The sequence below is a fragment of the Streptomyces sp. CA-135486 genome, from assembly GCF_050936555.1.
Classification (GTDB): domain Bacteria; phylum Actinomycetota; class Actinomycetes; order Streptomycetales; family Streptomycetaceae; genus Streptomyces.
The window spans coordinates 911,358-926,511 of record NZ_JBNJMM010000002.1 but is presented as its reverse complement, the minus strand read 5'-3'; the positions used below and the strand labels follow the sequence as shown (position 1 = coordinate 926,511).

Annotated in this window: 11 protein-coding genes and 2 pseudogenes; 6 read left to right on the top strand and 7 right to left on the bottom strand. The window is 69.9% G+C overall.

The genetic code is table 11. The features are described from left to right. Positions 1-105: 105 nt before the first annotated feature. Both ACQEVG_RS23575 and ACQEVG_RS23570 read right to left on the bottom strand, forming a co-directional pair. On the bottom strand, positions 106-2,367 hold the full coding sequence (locus ACQEVG_RS23575; RefSeq protein WP_432987120.1) for a serine/threonine-protein kinase: 2,262 nt from the start codon (positions 2,365-2,367) through the stop codon (positions 106-108). A gap of 226 nt (positions 2,368-2,593) precedes the next feature. After that, entirely contained in the window at positions 2,594-4,300 is a 1,707-nt protein-coding gene (locus ACQEVG_RS23570) for a glycerol-3-phosphate dehydrogenase/oxidase (RefSeq protein WP_432987118.1), read from the bottom strand. 229 nt (positions 4,301-4,529) lie between these two features. Between ACQEVG_RS23570 and ACQEVG_RS23565 the strand changes: the two are divergent. The 3 genes and pseudogenes from ACQEVG_RS23565 to ACQEVG_RS23555 all read left to right on the top strand — a co-directional run. Continuing rightward, positions 4,530-5,306 (top strand): annotated as a pseudogene (locus ACQEVG_RS23565) (nucleotide sugar dehydrogenase); the annotation flags it as partial. Positions 5,307-5,435: 129 nt separating this feature from the next. After that, positions 5,436-5,879, top strand: a pseudogene (locus ACQEVG_RS23560) (UDP binding domain-containing protein); the annotation flags it as partial. 112 nt (positions 5,880-5,991) lie between these two features. Continuing rightward, on the top strand, positions 5,992-6,486 hold the full coding sequence (locus tag ACQEVG_RS23555) for a hypothetical protein (protein WP_432987116.1): 495 nt from the start codon (positions 5,992-5,994) through the stop codon (positions 6,484-6,486). Between the two features lie 62 nt (positions 6,487-6,548). Here the strand turns inward: ACQEVG_RS23555 and ACQEVG_RS23550 are convergent, their stop codons facing one another. The 4 genes from ACQEVG_RS23550 to ACQEVG_RS23535 all read right to left on the bottom strand — a co-directional run bounded on the left by ACQEVG_RS23550 (position 6,549) and on the right by ACQEVG_RS23535 (position 10,932). After that, positions 6,549-7,676 (bottom strand): GuaB3 family IMP dehydrogenase-related protein, encoded by a 1,128-nt coding sequence (locus ACQEVG_RS23550; protein WP_432987114.1) that lies wholly within the window; start codon positions 7,674-7,676, stop codon positions 6,549-6,551. 102 nt (positions 7,677-7,778) lie between these two features. After that, on the bottom strand, positions 7,779-9,281 hold the full coding sequence (gene guaB, locus ACQEVG_RS23545; RefSeq protein WP_432987112.1) for an IMP dehydrogenase: 1,503 nt from the start codon (positions 9,279-9,281) through the stop codon (positions 7,779-7,781). Between the two features lie 209 nt (positions 9,282-9,490). Beyond that, entirely contained in the window at positions 9,491-10,066 is a 576-nt protein-coding gene (locus ACQEVG_RS23540; RefSeq protein ID WP_432987110.1) for a sigma-70 family RNA polymerase sigma factor, read from the bottom strand. Between the two features lie 254 nt (positions 10,067-10,320). Beyond that, entirely contained in the window at positions 10,321-10,932 is a 612-nt protein-coding gene (locus tag ACQEVG_RS23535; RefSeq protein WP_003948568.1) for a response regulator transcription factor, read from the bottom strand. Between the two features lie 431 nt (positions 10,933-11,363). Between ACQEVG_RS23535 and ACQEVG_RS23530 the strand changes: the two genes are divergently transcribed. Beyond that, complete coding sequence (locus ACQEVG_RS23530; protein ID WP_360884116.1) at positions 11,364-11,687, top strand: WhiB family transcriptional regulator; 324 nt, start codon at positions 11,364-11,366, stop codon at positions 11,685-11,687. Between the two features lie 197 nt (positions 11,688-11,884). Here ACQEVG_RS23530 and ACQEVG_RS23525 read toward each other — a convergent pair whose 3' ends face one another. After that, positions 11,885-12,799, bottom strand: a complete 915-nt coding sequence (locus ACQEVG_RS23525) for a LysR family transcriptional regulator (RefSeq protein ID WP_432987107.1) — start codon at positions 12,797-12,799, stop codon at positions 11,885-11,887. 79 nt (positions 12,800-12,878) lie between these two features. On the opposite strand from ACQEVG_RS23525, the gene ACQEVG_RS23520 reads away from it, so the two are divergent. Then, positions 12,879-13,547 (top strand): MOSC domain-containing protein, encoded by a 669-nt coding sequence (locus ACQEVG_RS23520; protein WP_432987105.1) that lies wholly within the window; start codon positions 12,879-12,881, stop codon positions 13,545-13,547. Positions 13,548-13,640: 93 nt separating this feature from the next. Beyond that, a complete protein-coding gene (locus ACQEVG_RS23515; RefSeq protein ID WP_432987103.1) occupies positions 13,641-15,152 on the top strand; it encodes a multicopper oxidase family protein in 1,512 nt (503 codons plus the stop codon). Positions 15,153-15,154 lie beyond the last annotated feature (2 nt).

Here is a 15,154-nt window from a genome sequence, read left to right as displayed (position 1 = left end):
GGTCCCCGGAGGCGTAACAAACCGTCAATTCCGGTCGTCCGATGGCTTCTTACGACCTCTTGCGGCTGCGTACCGTCCGCGGGCTCTCACGATACGTGGCCTTGCTCAGTCCTTGGGCTTGAATGTGGCGAACGCCGTCTTGCGCAAGGTCTCGCACTCCGTGCTCTGCCACTCGCTCGCCTTGCAGGTGATCATGATCGCGTAACCGCGCTCGTCATCCACCTTGAAGCCCCTGTTGAGGACCCGTACCCGCGCGCCGTCCTGATTGCGCTCGAACTTCCAGTCGGCAACGGTCGGATAGCCGTTGTACTTGACCCTTGCGATGCCCAGTTGCTTGAAGCCGTCGCTGCTGGCGCGGGTCCCGGCGACCGCGGCACCCCAGGCGGCGGCCGCGTCGTCCTGGGGACTGTCGCCGAAGTCGACCTGGATGCGCGGGAAGCCGCCGTTCAGGCTGAATATCCCGCCGGAGTTCCGGCCCGCCGTCCCGGTGAGGTGGAAGCCCTTGGGCATGGCCATCGTGAAGTGGAACTGGTCGTTGGAGACCATCACATACCCGGGGGGCACACCGATCCCGCCCGCGGCGTCGTCGATCTTGGGCTTCCCGGACGGCTTCCCGCCCTGGCGGCCGGTGCCCCCGCTGCCGCCCTGGCCGGTATCGGTACCGGTGCCCTTGCCGTCGGCCCTGCCCTTGCCCTTGTCCTTGGTCTTGCCGTTGCTGCCGCTCGTGGCTCCGGCCGAAGCCGTCTTGTCGCTCTTGGTCTTGTTCTGGCCGCCCTTGTCGTCTCCCAGCGTCAGAACGAGCACGGTGATCAGTACGGCGAGCGCGGCGACGAGTGCGATGATCACGAGGGTCCGCCGGGGCACCACATCGGTGAGCGGCGCGCGCACCGGCGCAGGCCGCGCGGCGGACGGCGTGGCCGCAGGCGCGGGCGTGGGCGTGGACTGCGGCTTCTTCATCTCGGGCTTGGCGGCCGCAGCGGCGGCAGCGTTGCGTACGGAGCGCAGCGCACCGCGCACGCGGTCGGCGGCGGGGTCCTTCGCCCTCGCCTCCGGCGGCGGGGGAGGCAGCGGCGGCAGCCCGATGACCCGGGTGGCATCCGCCGGCGGCTCTGGCTCCAAGGCCCGCTCGGGCGCCTCGGGTGCGTGCAGCACCTCGGTGAGCAACGCCCGCGCGCCCGCGTCGTCGAGCCGCTGCGCGGGATCCTTGACGAGGAGGCCATAGATGACCTCCTCCAGTGGGCCCGCGTTCTTCGGCGGGTCGAGCGGCTCGGTCATCACGGCGGTCAGCGTCGCGATCGCCGAGCCCTTGTCGTACGGAGGGCAGCCCTCGACGCTCGCGTACAGCAGCCCGCCGAGCGACCAGAGGTCGGCGGCCGGTCCGGGCTTGTGGCCACGGGCGCGCTCGGGCGAGATGTACGAGGGGGCGCCGACGAGCATGCCGGTGGAGGTGATGGACGGGTCACCCTCGACCTGAGCGATGCCGAAGTCGGTGAGCACGACGCGTCCGTCCTCGGCGATCAGCACATTGGACGGCTTCACATCGCGGTGCAGGATGCCCTCGCGATGCGCGGAACGCAGTACGTCGAGGATCGCGAGTCCGACCTCGGCGGCCCGCCGCGGCGTCAGCGTGCCGTCCTCGCGCACGGCTTCGGCGAGCGACTTGCCCTCGACGAGCTCCATGACGATCCACGGGCGGTCGTCCTCGTCGACGACGTCGTAGACCGTCACCGCGCTGTTGTTGCGGATCCGGGCGATCGCCTTGGCCTCGCGCAGCGTACGCGTGATGAGCCGGCGCTTCTCGTCCTCGTCGATGCTGTTGGGGAAGCGCAGCTCCTTCACGGCGACGGTACGGCCGAGGGTCTCGTCGACGGCCCGCCAGACCGTGCCCATGCCGCCGCGCCCGAGCACCCCGCCGAGCCGATACCGCCCGGCGAGCAACCGGCCCGCGGCATCCGCCTTGCCCCCGCCCGCCGTGGCCGCACCCGCCGTGGTCACGCCGGCCTTGGTCACGCCCACCTTGGCGCCACGCCCGGCCCCGGCCGCGTCGCCCTGTGCCGCACCCGTACCGGAGTCCTTCGTGGACGCCTGCCCCGACACGTCGGCCGGCTTCTTCGCTCCGGCCGACTCACGCTGTCCGGATCCCCGTTCGGCCTCACTCCCGGCCCCCGCCGCCTTGGCCGACTCGGCACCGCCGCCCGACGCCGACTCGGCCCCCGTCGCCTTGGCCGACTCGGCACCGCCGCCCGACGCCGACTCGGACCCCGGATCCGGTGCGCCCCCGGCCGCTTCCGACGCCAACTCCTGCCGCTCGCGCGGCTCCTCGGCCGTGTCCCGCTGGGGCTCCCGCGACTGCTCAGCCTCCGACATGCGTCCCCTCTGCGATCCCTGATCTTCGCCCGCGCCTGCCGCTTCCCGCGCGATGCGGTAACCCGCCCTGGCAGAGCCTCCATTGTCCCTCACTCCGGGACCGGCGCTGCTCCCGGGTCCGCCGTCCCTCGGGACGGGCCGGGAGGCTGGGACCACCCACCATGCCACTACTCCGTGTAAAGCTCACCGCCTCGCTGGTCGGGGCCCTGCGCGGGTGCCCTCGGGATCAGAGCGGCACGATGTCCGGCGCCCCCAGCCGTGCCGCGTCCGCCGTCAGATCGTCCGGCTGCCGCTGCGACTCGCGCTCCGCCTCCACACGCTTCTCGTAGTGCTCGACTTCCTTCTCGATCTGCTCCTTGTCCCACCCCAGCACCGGCGCCATCAGCTCCGCGCACTCGCGCGCACTGTGCGTCCCCCGGTCGAAGGTCTCGATCGAGATCCGGGTGCGCCGGGTCAGTACGTCGTCCAAGTGCCGCGCCCCTTCGTGCGATGCGGCATAGACGATCTCGGCCCGCAGATAGTCGTCCGCATGGCCCAGCGGCTCACCGAGCGTCGGGTCGCCGGCGATCAGCGCCAGCAGCTCCTCGGCCAGCGAGCCGTACCGGTTCAACAGGTGCTCCACGCGCACCACATGAAGCCCCGTCCGCGCCGCTATCCTCGCCCGCGCGTTCCACAGCGCCGTGTAACCCTCGGCGCCGACCAGGGGCACGTTCTCCGTGACGCAGGCGGCCACCCGCTGGTCGAGGCCGTGCACCGCCTCGTCCACGGCGTCCTTCGCCATCACTCGGTACGTCGTGTACTTGCCGCCCGCCACGACCACCAGGCCCGGCACCGGATGCGCCACCGTGTGCTCGCGCGACAGCTTGCTGGTCGCGTCCGACTCCCCGGCGAGCAGCGGCCGCAGCCCCGCATACACCCCCTCGACGTCGTCCCGGGTCAGCGGCACCGCCAGCACCGAGTTGACGTGCTCCAGCAGATAGTCGATGTCCGCGCTGGAGGCGGCCGGATGCGCCTTGTCGAGGTCCCAGTCGGTGTCCGTCGTCCCCACGATCCAGTGCCTGCCCCAGGGGATGACGAACAGCACCGACTTCTCGGTCCGCAGGATCAGCCCGGTCGACGAGTGGATCCGGTCCTTGGGCACCACCAGATGGATGCCCTTGGACGCGCGCACATGGAACTGCCCACGCTCCCCGATCAGCGCCTGGGTGTCGTCCGTCCACACCCCGGTCGCATTGACGACCTGTTTGGCCCGGATCTCGTACTCCCCGCCGGCCTCCACGTCCTGCACCCGCGCCCCGACGACCCGTTCCCCCTCCCTCAGGAAGCCGATCACACGGGCCCGGCTGGCCACTTGGGCCCCATAGCTCGCGGCCGTCCGCACCAGCGTCGCCACATAGCGCGCGTCGTCCATCTGGGCGTCGTAGTACTGCAGGGCCCCGACCAGCGCGTCCCTCTTCAGTGCGGGCGCGACCCGCAGCGCCTGCCGCCGCGACAGATGCCGGTGGACGGGCAGCCCGCGCCCGTGCCCCGAGGACACCGACATTGCGTCATACAGTGCGACGCCCGATCCGGCATACAGCCGCTCCCAGCCCTTGTGCTGCAGCGGATACAGGAACGGCACCGGTTTCACCAGGTGGGGCGCCAGCCGTTCCAGCAGCAGCCCGCGCTCCTTCAGCGCTTCCCTCACGAGCGCGAAGTCCAGCATCTCCAGATAGCGCAGCCCGCCGTGGATCAGCTTGCTCGACCTGCTCGATGTGCCCGAGGCCCAGTCACGCGCCTCGACAAGCCCGGTGGAGAGGCCTCGTGTCGCGGCGTCCAGCGCGGTCCCTGCTCCGACCACGCCCGCGCCCACCACCAGCACGTCCAGTTCACGCTCGGCCATCCCGGCGAGCGCTTCGGCACGCTCCTCGGGTCCCAGTGTCGCTGTCCTCACTGCTGCCTCCCGTCGCCCCCGTACGGCCCCTGCAGTCGGGCTCACACCGTCGATTCTGTCCGCAGTCGACGACTTCAGCCACCGCCTGTGGATAACACTCGGACAGCCACAAGCTTGCAATGCGGCATATCGGTCATATTTACGCCTAGTCTGACATTGCGCTTGCCCGTTCTGCCCACAGGGCTTGCGCTATCTGCCCCCTCCGGTTAAGGGAAGGACGGCCAACACCATGCCCGCAGATCTCGCCGTCATCGGACTCGGTCATCTCGGCCTGCCCCTCGCCCAGGCCGCCGTTGCCGCCGGCATCGAGACCATCGGCTACGACACCGACCCGCGCCAGCTCGCCGAACCGGCTGCGGGCCGCACCCCGGCCGACGTCCGCCGCATGCTCTCCTCCGGCTTTCGGACCGTCACCGACGCGGCCGAGCTCGGCCGGGTCCGCACCGCCGCGATCTGTGCCCCCACCCCCCTCGGCAGCGACGGCGCCCTGGACCTCTCGGCACTCGCCGAGGCCGCCCGCGCACTCGCGGCACGGCTGCGCCCGCACACCACGGTGCTGCTCGAATCGGCCGTACAGCCCGGCACCACCGAGAACTTCCTCCGCCCGGTCCTTGAGCAGGGCTCGGGTCTGCGTGCCGGGCGGGACTTCCATCTCGCGTACTCCCCCAGCCGCGTCGACCCGGGCAGCCGCACCCACGGCTACGCCAACACCCCCAAGGTCATCGGCGGCCTCACCCCCGCCTGTACCGAATCGGCCGCCGCCTTCTACGGCCGCCTCACCGACAAAGTGGTCCGCGCGCGCGGACCCCGCGAGGCCGAGACCGTCAAAGTCCTCGAAACGAACTTCCGGCACGTCAATATCGCCCTGGTCAACGAGATGGCAGTGCTCTGCCACGACCTCGGGGTCGACCTCTGGGACGTCATCCGCTGCGCCGAGACCAAGCCCTTCGGCTTCCAGGCCTTCCGCCCCGGTCCCGGCGTCGGCGGCCACGGCGTCCCCCTGGACCCGAGCGACCCGAGGACCCCGACGACCCCGAGAACCCAGGGCGACCTGAGAGACCCGAGGAACCTCAGGGACCTCAGGGACCCGGGCCTCCCAGGTGTCCCGGATGTGCCGGGCGTCGTCCCGCACACCGGCCGCGCCCCCGGTCACCCGCTGCGGATGGTCGGCCTCGCGCAGGAGATCAACTCCCGGATGCCGCAGTACGTCATCCAGCGCTGCGCCACCCTCCTCAACGAGCACGGCAAATCGGTCCGCGGCGCGCGCGTGCTGCTGCTGGGGATCACCTACAAGGCGGACCTCCCCGACCCGGAGCGCTCCCCCGCGACCGAGATCGCCCGCCGTCTGACGGATCTGGGCGCCGCCGTCAGCTACCACGACCCGTACGTCCCGGACTGGCGCGTGCGTGACGTTCCCGTCCCGCGCGCGGACTCCCTCTACGAGGCCGCGGCCAACGCGGATCTGACGGTGCTGCTCCAGCATCACCGCACATACGATCTCCAAGGTCTGGCGGTCAAGGCCCAACTCCTCCTCGACACAAGGGGCGCCACCCCGGCCGGCGCCGCGCACCGCCTCTGAGCCTCTCCAACAGCTTGGTAACTCGGTGCCGCGCTGTCCGACCGGGCTGCTAGTCTCCGGGACCTCCGCTCGCACTCTCGTGCGACGCATCCGTCCCTGGGGGGATTTCCATATGAGCCAGCCCGTTCCACCGCCGCCCGGCAACCCGTTCGCCGACGCCGGTGCCGGCGCCCCGTACGCCCCGGCCACGCCTCCGGCGCCCGTCCGTGACAACGTCGGCCTCGGCATCGTGGCCGCGATCGTAGCCGCCCTGGTCGCCGCGGGCGCGTACGGCGCCATCGGCGGCGCCATCGAGCGCGAGATCGGCTACGCGGCCATCGGTGTCGGTTTCCTCGTCGGCTTCGCCGCCGCCAAGGTCGGCGGCCGCAACCCGGCCCTGCCCGTCATCAGCGCGGTGCTCGCGCTCGGCGCCGTGTACCTGGGCCAGCTGGTCGCCATCGCGGTCATCTTCACGAAGCTGGGCGACCTCTCCTTCACGGAGTACTTCTTCAACCACTTCAGCGACCTGACCAAGGTGTGGAAGGAAGCGGCGGACTTTATGTCCTACGTCTTCCTCGCCATCGGCGCGGTCGCCGCGTTCGCCGGCGCCAAGAAGGCCAACGACTGATCCAGGCAAGCGAAGGGCCCCGCACCAGCCGGTGCGGGGCCCTTTCGTATGTACCGAGAAGATCAGCGGCGGTGCTGCGAGTCCGCCACCGTCACCTCGACGCGCTGGAACTCCTTGAGCTCGCTGTAGCCCGTCGTCGCCATCGCCCGCCGCAGCGCGCCGAAGAAGTTCATCGACCCGTCGGGGCTGTGCGAGGGACCGGCGAGGACCTCCTCGGTCGTGCCCACGATGCCCAGGTCCACCAGCTTGCCGCGCGGCACGTCCTCGTGGACCGCCTCCATGCCCCAGTGGTGGCCGCGGCCCGGCGCGTCCGTCGCCCTGGCCAGCGGGGAGCCGATCATCACCGCGTCCGCGCCGCATGCGATCGCCTTGGGCAGGTCGCCCGACCAGCCCACGCCGCCGTCCGCGATGACGTGCACATACCGGCCGCCGGACTCGTCCATGTAGTCCCGGCGGGCTGCGGCCACATCGGCCACCGCCGTCGCCATCGGGACCTGGATGCCCAGCACGTTGCGCGTGGTGTGCGCGGCCCCGCCGCCGAAGCCGACCAGCACGCCCGCGGCGCCCGTACGCATCAGGTGCAGCGCGGCCGTGTAGGTGGCGCAGCCGCCGACGATCACCGGCACATCGAGCTCGTAGATGAACTGCTTCAGGTTCAGCGGCTCGGCCGCGCCCGAGACATGCTCGGCCGAGACCGTCGTACCGCGGATGACGAAGATGTCCACCCCGGCGTCCACGACGGCCTTGGAGAACTGAGCGGTGCGCTGCGGCGAGAGCGCGGCCGCGGTCACCACACCCGAGTCGCGCACCTCCTTGATGCGCTGCCCGATCAGCTCCTCCTTGATCGGAGCGGCGTAGATCTCCTGCAGACGGCGGGTCGCGGCGGTCTCGTCCAGCTCGTCGGCGATCTCGTCGAGCAGCGGCTGCGGGTCCTCGTACCGGGTCCACAGACCCTCGAGGTTCAGCACGCCGAGACCGCCCAGCTCACCGATGCGGATCGCGGTCTGCGGGGAGACCACCGAGTCCATCGGAGCGGCCAGGAAGGGCAGCTCGAAGCGGTAGGCGTCGATCTGCCAGGCGATCGAGACCTCCTTCGGGTCCCGGGTGCGCCGGCTCGGTACGACGGCGATGTCATCGAACGCGTACGCCCGGCGGCCGCGCTTGCCGCGCCCGATCTCGATCTCAGTCACGATGTGTGGCCTTTCCCTCTACGTCTGCCGCTCCAGTATCCCCGACACATGCGCGAGGGGCGGCCCCGGGAATTCCGGAACCGCCCCTCGCCGGGGAACGCGCTACTTCCTGCTGTAGTTCGGCGCCTCGACCGTCATCTGGATGTCGTGCGGGTGGCTCTCCTTGAGCCCCGCCGAGGTGATCCGCACAAACCGGCCGCGGTCCTGCAGCTCCGGCACCGTCCGGCCGCCGACGTAGAACATCGACTGCCGCAGACCACCGGTCAGCTGGTGCACGACCGCGGAGAGCGGACCCCGGTAGGGCACCTGGCCCTCGATGCCCTCGGGGACCAGCTTCTCGTCGGAGGCCACGCCCTCCTGGAAGTACCGGTCCTTGGAGAAGGAGCGCTGCTCACCGCGGGACTGCATGGCGCCCAGCGAGCCCATGCCGCGGTACGACTTGAACTGCTTGCCGTTGATGAAGAGCAGCTCACCCGGCGACTCCTCGCAGCCCGCCAGCAGCGAGCCGAGCATCACCGTGTCCGCGCCCGCGACCAGCGCCTTCGCGATGTCGCCGGAGTACTGCAGACCGCCGTCGCCGATCACCGGGACGCCGGCCGCCTTGGCGGCGAGCGCGGCTTCGTAGATGGCCGTCACCTGCGGTACGCCGATGCCGGCGACCACGCGGGTCGTACAGATGGAGCCCGGGCCCACCCCGACCTTGATGCCGTCGACGCCCGCGTCGATCAGCGCCTGCGCGCCGTCGCGGGTGGCGATGTTGCCGCCGACGACGTCCACGCCGGCCGAGTTCGACTTGATCTTGGCGACCATGTCGCCGACCAGCCTGGAGTGGCCGTGGGCGGTGTCGACGACGATGAAGTCGACGCCCGCCTCGATCAGCGCCTGGGCCCGCTCGAAGGCGTCGCCCGCGACACCGACGGCGGCGCCGACCAGCAGCCGCCCGTCCTTGTCCTTGGCGGCCATCGGGTACTTCTCGGCCTTGACGAAGTCCTTGACCGTGATCAAACCCTTGAGCACACCGGCCTCGTCGACCAGCGGAAGCTTCTCGATCTTGTGCCGGCGCAGCAGCTCCATGGCGTCCACACCGGAGATCCCGACCTTGCCGGTGACCAGCGGCATCGGCGTCATGACCTCGCGCACCTGGCGCGAGCGGTCCGACTCGAAGGCCATGTCGCGGTTGGTGACGATGCCGAGCAGCTTGCCGCCGCGGTCGGTGACCGGAACGCCGCTGATACGGAACTTCGCGCAGAGCTGGTCGGCATCGCCGAGCGTCGCGTCCGGGTTCACCGTGATCGGGTCGGTGACCATGCCGGACTCGGAGCGCTTGACCAGGTCGACCTGGTTGGCCTGGTCGGCGATGGAGAGATTGCGGTGCAGCACACCGGCGCCGCCCTGCCGGGCCATCGCGATGGCCATCCGGGCCTCGGTGACCTTGTCCATGGCGGCGGACAGCAGCGGGATGTTCACCCGTACGTTCTTCGAGATGTACGAGGAGGTGTCGATCTGGTCGGGCGCCATGTCCGAGGCACCCGGCAGCAGCAGCACATCGTCGTAGGTCAGCCCGAGTGTCGCGAATTTATCGGGCACTCCGTCGACGTTGGTCATGACACCTTCCCCAAATGGCCTTGATCGGTGCGGATGTCCATGCTAACGGGCTCGGAAGCCGTCTCATTCCACGATCAAGATCAGCGAGCAGCTTTGTGTGTTCATACGTGCGCGAGGTGCCGTACGACTCACTGCTGCACGACTCAGTGCCGCACGAGTGTCTGCCGCGCGGCTCACTGCCGTACACCTGGCCGCTCGGCCAGTGCGCGTCACTGTTCGGCCAGTGCGCGCAGCCGGCTGAGCGCCCGGTGCTGCGCCACCCGCACCGCCCCCGGGGACATGCCCAGCATCTGCCCGGTCTCCTCGGCCGTCAGCCCCACCGCGACCCGCAGCACCAGCAGCTCGCGCTGGTTCTCCGGGAGGTTGGCGAGGAGTTTCTTGGCCCACTCGGCGTCATCGCTGAGCAGCGCGCGCTCCTCGGGGCCGAGGGAGTCGTCGGGCCGCTCGGGCATCTCGTCCGACGGCACGGCCGTCGATCCCGGATGCCGCATGGCGGCCCGCTGAAGGTCGGCGACCTTGTGCGACGCGATGGCGAACACGAAGGCCTCGAAGGGCCGTCCCGTGTCCCGGTACCGCGGCAACGCCATCAGCACCGCGACACAGACCTCCTGCGCGAGGTCCTCCACGAAATGGCGCGCGTCACCCGGCAGCCGACTGAGCCGGGTGCGGCAGTAGCGCAGCGCGAGCGGATGGACATGCGCGAGGAGATCGTGCGTTGCCTGCTCGTCGCCATCGACGGCACGGTGAACGAGTGCACCGATCACCGTGGGCTCGTCGTTGTGCATCGGTCCATGGTGCCTTGGCGGCTGAGCATCCGTGGCACTGCGTCCGATGTTGTGCACCGAAGCGTTATGAGCAGGTGCGCCGGAACTCATCTCCTGCGCCCTCCTCTTCCGCTCGACCGACTTGTCCCCGAGGAACTCCACTCCTCAAGGATGCGGCATCGCGGGGGAAACGGATGCCCTCGGCCATCCGTCGCCCCGCCCACCCGACGGCGGGCGGGGTCCGACACGCCCCCGCGGCAAACCACTCGTATGGCCTAGCGGACCAGGCCCCAGCGGAATCCGAGCGCCACCGCGTGCGCCCGGTCCGAGGCGCCCAGCTTCTTGAAGAGCCGCCTGGCGTGCGTCTTCACGGTGTCCTCGGAGAGGAAGAGCTCGCGGCCGATCTCGGCGTTGGACCGGCCGTGGCTCATTCCCTCGAGCACCTGGATCTCGCGAGCGGTGAGGGTGGGCGCCGCGCCCATCTCGGCCGAACGCAGCCGCCGCGGGGCGAGCCGCCACGTCGGGTCGGCGAGGGCCTGGGTGACCGTCGCGCGCAGTTCGGCGCGCGAGGCGTCCTTGTGCAGATAGCCGCGGGCACCGGCGGCGACCGCGAGCGCGACGCCGTCCAGGTCCTCCGCGACGGTGAGCATGATGATCCGGGCGCCCGGGTCCGCGGACAGCAGCCGCCGGACGGTCTCGACACCGCCGAGACCGGGCATGCGTACGTCCATCAGAATCAGGTCCGAGCGGTCCGCGCCCCAGCGGCGGAGGACTTCCTCGCCGTTGGCCGCGGTCGTCACGCGCTCGACGCCGGGCACGGTGGCAACCGCGCGGCGGAGCGCCTCTCGGGCAAGCGGGGAGTCGTCGCAGACGAGGACGGATGTCATGGCCGCCCTCCGCAGCTGATGCGCGTCACCTTGAGCCTCCAGGCTGGGTACTTTTCGTCACCTGTGCGGTTGAACGCTCTCGGGCATGTGCCCGAGCGCTTGTTCTTTCAACCGCCTCCGCACTCTCAACGACGGTCACTCGAAAGAGTTACGGGTCGGACTTCAGCCTTCAGCACTCTATGTGAGGGGGCGTGCACAGAAGAGAGCGTCGCAGGTCACCAGCCCTTCACTCGGAAGGTCTGCCCCATTTAGCGCCTTTTCTTCCCTTTTTGTAGTGTCTGTAGCTAGATTCGCAATGAGTCATATTTACATCTACTTACACAGTAGATGTACGGTCGTGAGGCACGTGCGGGTGCCGGACCCGGCTCGTAGCCCGCTCGTGTGCGACCTGACCTGTATCCACTCAGCACGGTTTCAAGGGGACATGCGCTATGGCAGATTTCTCCCGCCTTCCCGGACCCAACGCCGATTTGTGGGACTGGCAGCTCCTCGCAGCCTGCCGTGGTGTGGACAGCTCTCTCTTCTTCCACCCCGAGGGCGAGCGGGGTGCCGCACGGAGTGCGCGCGAGAACTCGGCAAAAGAGGTCTGCATGAGGTGCCCGGTCCGCGCGGAGTGCGCGGCGCACGCGCTGGCGGTGCGGGAGCCGTACGGCGTGTGGGGCGGACTGACAGAGGACGAGCGCGAGGAGCTGATGGGGCGTGCACGGCATCGCCTGATCCCGGCCACCAGCGTGGGAGGCGTGACGCGGAACTGAGGTCCGCGGTTCGAAGGACATTCGAAGAAACGTTCCTGCACCACCCCCGCCCGGCTTCGGACGGGGGTGGCCGGGCCTTAAGGTGCTCAAACCCGCCTGATCTCGGGTGCAAGCGGGCTCAGCCGCCCGGGTTCTCGGGCGCAACCGGTGCCGGCCGGGCGGGACCGGGTCAGCGGGGTGCGGCCGGGCTCAGCCGGTCACGGCCGCGTCTGCGGGGTGCTGACGGCCGGGCCTGCCAGGCTCAGCTGGTCGAGCGTCGCCGCGACCGCCGGGACCTGGGCCAGGTCCGGCAGCGTGAGCGCCACGATCTCGCGTTCGACGGACGGCTCGACGATCACGGTGCGTGCACCCCCCAGCCGTACGGACTCCATCGCGAGCTCGGGCAGCACGGCGACGCCGAGACCCGCCCCCACCAGACCGATCACCGCCGGGTAGTCGTCGGTGGCGAAGTCGATCCTGGGCGTGAAGCCGGCCTCCTCGCAGACCTCCACAAGGTGGTGGCGGCAGCGTGGGCAGCCCGCGATCCAGGACTCGTCGGCGAGATCGCCGATGGCGACGGACCGTGATCCGGCGAGCCGGTGCCCCTCCGGGACCAGCCCGACGAGGCGGTCGGTGAGCAGGGGGCGGACGATCAGGTCGTCCCACTCCGCGGCCGTCCCGCCGTACCGGAAGGCGAGCGCCACATCACAGTCGCCCGCCCGCAGCATCTCGACCGAGCGCGGCGGCTCGGCCTCCACGAGCGAGACCCGGGTGCCCGGATGGGCCGCGCGCAGTGCGGCGAGCGCGGTCGGTACGAGCGTGGAGCTGCCGCTGGGAAAGGACACAAGGCGCACCCGGCCGGCCCGCAGACCGGCGATGGCCGCGATCTCCTCCTCGGCGGCGGTCAGCCCGGCGAGGATGCCGGCGGCGTGGCGTACGAGGGCTTCCCCCGCCTGGGTCAGTCGCATCTCACGGCCCGTACGGATCAGCAGCGGGGTGCCCGCGGAGGCCTCGAGCGCCTTCATCTGCTGGCTGACGGCGGGCTGCGTGCAGCCGAGTCTGCGCGCCGCCGCGGAGAAGGAGCCGGTGGCGGCGACCGCGCACAGGACTCGGAGATGACGGGTCTCGATCACTCTTCGAATATAAGGGTCCCTTGGGGGTGAGGCTAATTATTGGCTGGATCGTTTGAGTGCTGGCGGTTAGCGTGAGTCCATGAAGCTTCTGACCGTGAATGTGGGACGGCCCAAGGTCGTTGAATACACCGGCACAGCGGGCGGTACGACCGGCATCGACAAGCAGCCGGTCGACGGGGCCGTACGGGTGACGGACCCGGGCCCCAAGGGCGAAGCGGGCGGCGGGGTGGCGGGCGACGCGGTCTGCGATCTGCGGCACCACGGCGGCACCGACCAGGCGGTGTACGCATTCGCCCGCGAGGATCTCGACTTCTGGGAGCGGGAGTTGGGACGGCCGATCACCAATGGCGCGTTCGGCGAGAACCTCACGACGAGCGGGCTCGATGTGAGCGGGGCGAGGATCGGCGAGCGCTGGCGGATAGGCGACACCCTGGTGCTGGAGGTGACGAGCGGCCGCATTCCTTGTCGTACGTTCGCCGGCTGGCTGGGCGAGAAGGGCTGGGTCAAGCGCTTCACGCAGCAGGGCGCGCCCGGCGCGTATCTGCGGGTCATCGAGCCGGGCGAGATCCGCGCCGGTGACGCGATCGAGATCGTGCACCGGCCGGATCACGAGGTGACGGTCCACATGGCGTTCCGGTCCGAGACCACCGAGCGGACGCTGCTGCCCCAGGTGCTGGCGGCGGGCGAGGCGCTCCACCCCGAGCTGCTCAAGGCCGCACACGACTACGTCACGAAGCAGACCGCATAGGGGGAATCCCTTAGCTGGTAAGGGATTTGATTCGGGGGCGGCCTGGGGGCCGTCCCCGATGCAGCCACGAGCGCCCGCCGGGACGCTCGTTGTATGTCTCGCCTGAAGCGCGTCCTCATCATTCTCACAACGGTCGTGGTCGTCATCGGCCTCGCACTGGGCGGTGGCGCTCTGTATCTCTACTCCGACGCCGACGTGTCCACGGTCGGTACCGAGTTCCGCACCGAGCTGGCCGTGCCGCCGCCGGCCAAATCGACGGTGACGCCCAACGGAACCCGGCGCTTCGAACTGACCATGCAGGCGGGTCAGAAGGAGTTCAGAGCCGGCAAGCAGACGCCCACCTGGGGCTTCAACGGCGACTTCCTCGGGCCGACGCTGCGGGCGAAGCGCGGCGAGAAGATCGAGGTGAAGATCAAGAACACGCTGGGCGAGGCATCCACCGTGCACTGGCACGGCATGCATCTGCCCGCGAAGATGGACGGCGGTCCGCATCAGATGGTCGCCCCGGGCGGGACCTTCAGCCCACGCTGGACCGTGAACCAGCCCGCGGCGACGCTCTGGTACCACCCGCATCCGCACGGCACGACGGAGCGGCATGTGCAGCGCGGTCTCGCCGGGATGTTCCTCCTCGACGACGAGAAGTCGGCCCGGCTCGCGCTGCCCAGGAAGTACGGAGTCGACGATCTGCCGGTCATCGTCCAGGACGTCCGTTTCAACGGGGCGAAGTTCGACCACGGGCACCAGATCCTGCGGGACACCGGTTTTCTGGGCGACCGGACGATGGTCAACGGCACGCTCGATCCGTACAAGCTGGTCGGCGACGAACTTCTGCGGCTGCGGCTGCTCAACGCGTCGACCGCCCGCATATACGACTTCGGGTTCTCCGACGATCGGCGGTTCGCACTGATCGGGACGGACGGCGGGCTGCTCGAGCAGCCGACCGGGACGGACCGGATACAGCTCTCCCCCGGTGAACGGGCCGAGATCGTGGTGCGGATGAAGCCCGGCGAGCGGACCGTGCTGCGCAGCTTCCCGCACAGCGGTTACGGGGACGGCTGGCAGGGGCGCTTCGGCGGCGGGGACGACAGCTTCGATGTCCTTCAGCTGCGGGCCGCAAAGGCGCTGCGGCCCTCGCCCCAGCTCCCCGGCGAACTGGGCACGCTGGAGGTGCCCGACGGATCGGACTCGGTGGGCGAACGGTTCTTCGGTCTGGTGACGACCGGCATCAACGGCAAGAAGATGAAGATGGACCGGATCGACGAGACGGTCGTCCGGGGGACCGCCGAGACCTGGACCGTACGCAACGAACACGGCACCCCGCACAACTTCCACGTGCACGATGTGCAGTTCCGGGTCCTGGAGGTGGACGGCGAGGAGCCGCCGCCCGAGCTGCGCGGGGCGAAGGACACGGTCTTCGTGCCCCCGTTCAAGACGGTCAAGCTCGCGATGCGCTTCGAGGGGCCGGCGGACCCGGAGACTCCGTATATGTACCACTGTCATCTGCTGTACCACGAGGACCTGGGGATGATGGGTCAGTTCGTAGTGGTCGAGAAGGGCCGGCAGGCAGGCAAGGTGCGTACACCGCACTCACACTCGGGGCACTAACG

Bases quoted from the DNA above. Each gene is read 5' to 3' on its own strand.
- ACQEVG_RS23575 (WP_432987120.1), bottom strand. From the start codon at position 2,367: ATGTCGGAGGCTGAGCAGTCGCGGGAGCCCCAGCGGGACACGGCCGAG.
- ACQEVG_RS23555 (WP_432987116.1), top strand. From the start codon at position 5,992: ATGAGCCAGCCCGTTCCACCGCCGCCCGGCAACCCGTTCGCCGACGCC.
- guaB (WP_432987112.1), bottom strand. From the start codon at position 9,281: ATGACCAACGTCGACGGAGTGCCCGATAAATTCGCGACACTCGGGCTG.
- ACQEVG_RS23540 (WP_432987110.1), bottom strand. From the start codon at position 10,066: ATGCACAACGACGAGCCCACGGTGATCGGTGCACTCGTTCACCGTGCC.
- ACQEVG_RS23535 (WP_003948568.1), bottom strand. From the start codon at position 10,932: ATGACATCCGTCCTCGTCTGCGACGACTCCCCGCTTGCCCGAGAGGCG.
- ACQEVG_RS23530 (WP_360884116.1), top strand. From the start codon at position 11,364: ATGGCAGATTTCTCCCGCCTTCCCGGACCCAACGCCGATTTGTGGGAC.
- ACQEVG_RS23520 (WP_432987105.1), top strand. From the start codon at position 12,879: ATGAAGCTTCTGACCGTGAATGTGGGACGGCCCAAGGTCGTTGAATAC.
- ACQEVG_RS23515 (WP_432987103.1), top strand. From the start codon at position 13,641: ATGTCTCGCCTGAAGCGCGTCCTCATCATTCTCACAACGGTCGTGGTC.